The sequence below is a fragment of the Caulobacter sp. BE264 genome (assembly GCF_031457805.1).
Lineage (GTDB): Bacteria > Pseudomonadota > Alphaproteobacteria > Caulobacterales > Caulobacteraceae > Caulobacter.
The window spans coordinates 1-5,617 of sequence record NZ_JAVDXI010000014.1; the positions used below are offsets into that span (position 1 = coordinate 1).

Consider the following 5,617-nt stretch of genomic DNA (forward strand, 5'->3'; position numbering starts at 1 on the left):
AAAGTTTTGAAAAAAACGATTTGACAGGGAAAACGAGGTTGGATAGATAGCCGCCTCCGCCGACATCGGGCGCTAAACGATGGGGCCGCCGGGAGGTGGTTCGGGTCTTTGACATTGTTGAATTGGAAAGAGAAACGCAGGCGGCGGCGCTCTGGCGATGACCTTCGGGTCATCAACTGACGCTGACGAATGCGGTCTCTTGAAGAAGACACCATTACGCCGGTCTGGCCTTCGGGTTGGATCGAGTGATGGGAACTCGTCAAGAAACTATGCAAACCAGATACCTGGCCCTGGGTTTTCCCCTGGGGTTGGAAGTCTGAAGTCAATGTCAACTCAACCTGAGAGTTTGATCCTGGCTCAGAGCGAACGCTGGCGGCAGGCCTAACACATGCAAGTCGAACGGATCCTTCGGGATTAGTGGCGGACGGGTGAGTAACACGTGGGAACGTGCCCTTTGGTTCGGAACAACTCAGGGAAACTTGAGCTAATACCGGATGTGCCCTTCGGGGGAAAGATTTATCGCCATTGGAGCGGCCCGCGTCTGATTAGCTAGTTGGTGAGGTAAAGGCTCACCAAGGCGACGATCAGTAGCTGGTCTGAGAGGATGATCAGCCACATTGGGACTGAGACACGGCCCAAACTCCTACGGGAGGCAGCAGTGGGGAATCTTGCGCAATGGGCGAAAGCCTGACGCAGCCATGCCGCGTGAATGATGAAGGTCTTAGGATTGTAAAATTCTTTCACCGGGGACGATAATGACGGTACCCGGAGAAGAAGCCCCGGCTAACTTCGTGCCAGCAGCCGCGGTAATACGAAGGGGGCTAGCGTTGCTCGGAATTACTGGGCGTAAAGGGAGCGTAGGCGGACTGTTTAGTCAGAGGTGAAAGCCCAGGGCTCAACCTTGGAATTGCCTTTGATACTGGCAGTCTTGAGTACGGAAGAGGTATGTGGAACTCCGAGTGTAGAGGTGAAATTCGTAGATATTCGGAAGAACACCAGTGGCGAAGGCGACATACTGGTCCGTTACTGACGCTGAGGCTCGAAAGCGTGGGGAGCAAACAGGATTAGATACCCTGGTAGTCCACGCCGTAAACGATGAGTGCTAGTTGTCGGCATGCATGCATGTCGGTGACGCAGCTAACGCATTAAGCACTCCGCCTGGGGAGTACGGTCGCAAGATTAAAACTCAAAGGAATTGACGGGGGCCCGCACAAGCGGTGGAGCATGTGGTTTAATTCGAAGCAACGCGCAGAACCTTACCACCTTTTGACATGCCTGGACCGCCACAGAGATGTGGTTTTCCCTTCGGGGACTGGGACACAGGTGCTGCATGGCTGTCGTCAGCTCGTGTCGTGAGATGTTGGGTTAAGTCCCGCAACGAGCGCAACCCTCGCGATTAGTTGCCATCAGGTTTGGCTGGGCACTCTAATCGTACTGCCGGAGTTAATCCGGAGGAAGGCGGGGATGACGTCAAGTCCTCATGGCCCTTACAAGGTGGGCTACACACGTGCTACAATGGCGACTACAGAGGGCTGCAATCCCGCGAGGGGGAGCCAATCCCTAAAAGTCGTCTCAGTTCGGATTGTTCTCTGCAACTCGAGAGCATGAAGTTGGAATCGCTAGTAATCGCGGATCAGCATGCCGCGGTGAATACGTTCCCGGGCCTTGTACACACCGCCCGTCACACCATGGGAGTTGGCTTTACCCGAAGGCGCTGCGCTAACCGCAAGGGGGCAGGCGACCACGGTAGGGTCAGCGACTGGGGTGAAGTCGTAACAAGGTAGCCGTAGGGGAACCTGCGGCTGGATCACCTCCTTTCTAAGGATGCCTCTCCAAGCTCTCACGGGCTTATTGAGGCTCCAGACACGGTCGCTAGACGACCACAAATGAGCGGATCGCCGCCGTCTTCGTTTCTCTTTCCACTCACTTGGTTCCGTTAGGGGCCAAGTCGATCGCGAGCCCGGAGGCAGACGCCCCGAAGGCCGTCATAGGCCTGTAGCTCAGGTGGTTAGAGCGTACGCCTGATAAGCGTAAGGTCGGCAGTTCGAGTCTGCCCAGGCCTACCACTCTTTCCTCTGAGACTTCGGATCACGACCAGCTCTCCTGGCTAACCCAGATCTCTTGAAAAAGAGGGGCCATAGCTCAGTTGGTAGAGCGCCTGCTTTGCAAGCAGGATGTCGTCGGTTCGAATCCGTCTGGCTCCACCATCTCTCCTCCCGATGAGGATTGAGATTGATCTCGCGATTGGAATGACAAGTTTGCACAAGCTCTTCGAGCTTGCTGCGGAATGACATTGTGAAGGCAGGGTTCACCCGCCGACCGCAGCTCACCCCTGGGATGCGGATCCGGTTTAAGGGCGGACTTAAGAAGACATCATTGTCTGACTAAAGGTAGAGCTCATGCTCAGGCCTCCCCGCGTGATGCGGCGAGGGCTGATCAAGCATGGGTTTTGCTGAGAACGATCAAGCGCATAAGGGCTTCTGACGGATGCCTTGGCATTGAGAGGCGATGAAGGACGTGGCACGCTGCGATAAGAGCCGGGGAGGCGCGAGCACCCTTTGATCCGGCTATCTCCGAATGGGGAAACCCACCTTTATGGTCACCCGACTTTGCTTCAGCTTCGGCTGGAGCGGCGATCGGTTGATCAGACAAGGTATAATGACCTGAATACATAGGGTTCATTAAGCAAACCCGGGGAACTGAAACATCTCAGTACCCGGAGGAAAGGACATCAACCGAGACTCCCGTAGTAGTGGCGAGCGAACCGGGACCAGGCCAGTGCTGTCGTGACATAAAGCTGAAGGATCTGGGAAGGTCCGCCATAGTGGGTGATAGCCCCGTAAGCGTCAAATAGCGACAGACTCGAGTAGGGCGGGACACGTGAAATCCTGTCTGAACATGGGGGGACCACCCTCCAAGCCTAAGTACTCCTCAATGACCGATAGCGAACAAGTACCGTGAGGGAAAGGTGAAAAGCACCCCGACAAGGGGAGTGAAACAGAACCTGAAATCGGAAGCCTACAAGCAGTCGGAGCCACCGCGCGTGGTGACGGCGTACCTTTTGTATAATGGGTCAGCGACTTCATGTGCCGTGCAAGCTTAAGCCGTTAGGTGTAGGCGCAGCGAAAGCGAGTCTGAATAGGGCGAATAAGTACGTCGCATGACGACCCGAAACCAGGTGATCTATCCATGAGCAGGTTGAAGGTAAGGTAACACTTACTGGAGGACCGAACCGGTGAATGTTGAAAAATTCTCGGATGACTTGTGGATAGGGGTGAAAGGCCAATCAAACCTGGACATAGCTGGTTCTCCGCGAAAACTATTTAGGTAGTGCCTCGGACGAATTCCTTGGGGGGTAGAGCACTGAATGGATGCGGGCGGCGCGAGCTGTACCAATTCTAATCAAACTCCGAATACCCAAGAGAACTATCCGGGAGACACACGGCGGGTGCTAACGTCCGTCGTGAAAAGGGAAACAACCCTAACCATCATCTAAGGCCCCCAAGTACTGGCTAAGTGGGAAACGATGTGGGTTTGCTTTGACAACCAGGATGTTGGCTTAGAAGCAGCCATCATTTAAAGAAAGCGTAACAGCTCACTGGTCAAGCGAACCTGCGCGGAAAATGTAACGGGGCTAAAGCCAGTCGCCGAAGGTATGGGTGTGCACTTTGTGCACGCGGTAGCGGAGCGTTCCGTAAGCCGATGAAGGTGAGGCGTGAGCCTTGCTGGAGGTATCGGAAGTGAGAATGCTGACATGAGTAGCGATAAAGAGGGTGAGAGACCCTCTCGCCGAAAGCCCAAGGGTTCCTGCGTAAAGCTAATCTGCGCAGGGTTAGTCGGCCCCTAAGGCGAGGCCGAAAGGCGTAGTCGATGGGAATCAGGTGAATATTCCTGAACCAGTTGGAAGTGACGGATCTGGTAAATTGTCAGGGCTTATTGGATTGCTCCTGGCAGTGAACAGGTCCCTGGAAATAACTCCAACGGAGACCGTACCCGAAACCGACACAGGTGGGCAGGTAGAGTATACCAAGGCGCTTGAGAGAACTATGCTGAAGGAACTCGGCAAATTGCACGCGTAACTTCGGGATAAGCGTGACTCTCTTTTGGGCAACCAGATGAGAGTGGCACAAGCCAGGGGGTAGCGACTGTTTATCAAAAACACAGGGCTCTGCGAAGCCGCAAGGCGACGTATAGGGTCTGACGCCTGCCCGGTGCCTGAAGGTTAAAAGGAGGGGTGCAAGCTCTGAATTGAAGCCCAGGTAAACGGCGGCCGTAACTATAACGGTCCTAAGGTAGCGAAATTCCTTGTCGGGTAAGTTCCGACCTGCACGAATGGCGTAACGACTTCCCCACTGTCTCCAGCATAGGCTCAGCGAAATTGAATTCCCCGTGAAGATGCGGGGTTCCCGCGGTCAGACGGAAAGACCCTATGAACCTTTACTGCAGCTTCGCCTTGGCGTTAGCAGCAACATGTGTAGGATAGGTGGGAGGCTATGAAACCGGGGCGCCAGTTCCGGCGGAGCCATCCTTGAAATACCACCCTTATTGTTGCTGACGTCTAACCGCGGCCCGTTATCCGGGTCCGGGACATGGCGTGGCGGGCAGTTTGACTGGGGCGGTCGCCTCCCAAAGTGTAACGGAGGCGCGCGATGGTGGGCTCAGACCGGTCGGAAATCGGTCGTCGAGTGCAATGGCATAAGCCCGCCTGACTGCGAGACTGACAAGTCGAGCAGAGACGAAAGTCGGCCATAGTGATCCGGTGGTCCTGCGTGGAAGGGCCATCGCTCAACGAATAAAAGGTACTCTAGGGATAACAGGCTGATTTTGCCCAAGAGTCCATATCGACGGCAAAGTTTGGCACCTCGATGTCGGCTCATCACATCCTGGGGCTGGAGCAGGTCCCAAGGGTTCGGCTGTTCGCCGATTAAAGTGGTACGTGAGCTGGGTTCAGAACGTCGTGAGACAGTTTGGTCCCTATCTGCCGTGGGTGTACGAGACTTGAGAGGATCTGTCCCTAGTACGAGAGGACCGGGATGGACACACCTCTGGTGGACCTGTCATGGCGCCAGCTGTGCAGCAGGGTAGCTAAGTGTGGAATAGATAACCGCTGAAAGCATCTAAGCGGGAAACTAACCTCAAAACAAGGTCTCGCTGAGAGCCGTGGAAGACCACCACGTTGATAGGCCGGGTGTGGAAGTGCGGCGACGCATGGAGCTTACCGGTACTAATAGCTCGATAGGCTTGATCGTTCTTCAGTCAAACCCATGCAACAGCATGGCTCTACTTCAGACACTGATGTCTTCTTCACAATCTCCGGTCCCGAAAGGGACTGGATGATATCCTTTTCGCTGACCTGGTGGCTTTGCCGGGGGTTCCCCACCCGATCCCATTCCGAACTCGGTCGTTAAGTCCCCCTGGGCCAATGGTACTTCGTCTCAAGGCGCGGGAGAGTAGGTCGCCGCCAGGTCCGCCAAAAGGATATCAAACCAAAGTCCATGAACCCTCCCTCACAATCACCAAACACCCTGACGCGGGGTGGAGCAGCCCGGTAGCTCGTCAGGCTCATAACCTGAAGGTCACAGGTTCAAATCCTGTCCCCGCACCCAAGGTCTGATTG

Annotated in this window: 3 tRNA genes and 3 rRNA genes; all 6 read left to right on the forward strand. The window is 55.0% G+C overall.

Annotated elements, in window-relative coordinates:
- The first annotated feature begins 334 nt into the window (after positions 1 to 334).
- The 6 genes from J2X45_RS20175 (at position 335) to J2X45_RS20200 (ending at position 5,606) form a co-directional block, all read left to right on the forward strand.
- Positions 335 to 1,818, forward strand: a 16S ribosomal RNA gene (locus tag J2X45_RS20175).
- Between the two features lie 171 nt (positions 1,819 to 1,989).
- Positions 1,990 to 2,066 (forward strand) — tRNA-Ile (locus J2X45_RS20180).
- A 65-nt stretch (positions 2,067 to 2,131) separates the two neighbouring features.
- Positions 2,132 to 2,207, forward strand: a tRNA-Ala gene (locus J2X45_RS20185).
- A gap of 253 nt (positions 2,208 to 2,460) precedes the next feature.
- Positions 2,461 to 5,249, forward strand: a 23S ribosomal RNA gene (locus J2X45_RS20190).
- Between the two features lie 103 nt (positions 5,250 to 5,352).
- Positions 5,353 to 5,467, forward strand: a 5S ribosomal RNA gene (gene rrf / locus J2X45_RS20195).
- Together the 16S, 23S and 5S rRNA genes with 3 tRNA genes alongside form the textbook arrangement of a ribosomal RNA operon.
- A gap of 62 nt (positions 5,468 to 5,529) precedes the next feature.
- Positions 5,530 to 5,606: transfer RNA gene (locus J2X45_RS20200), tRNA-Met, on the forward strand.
- Positions 5,607 to 5,617: the final 11 nt, after the last annotated feature.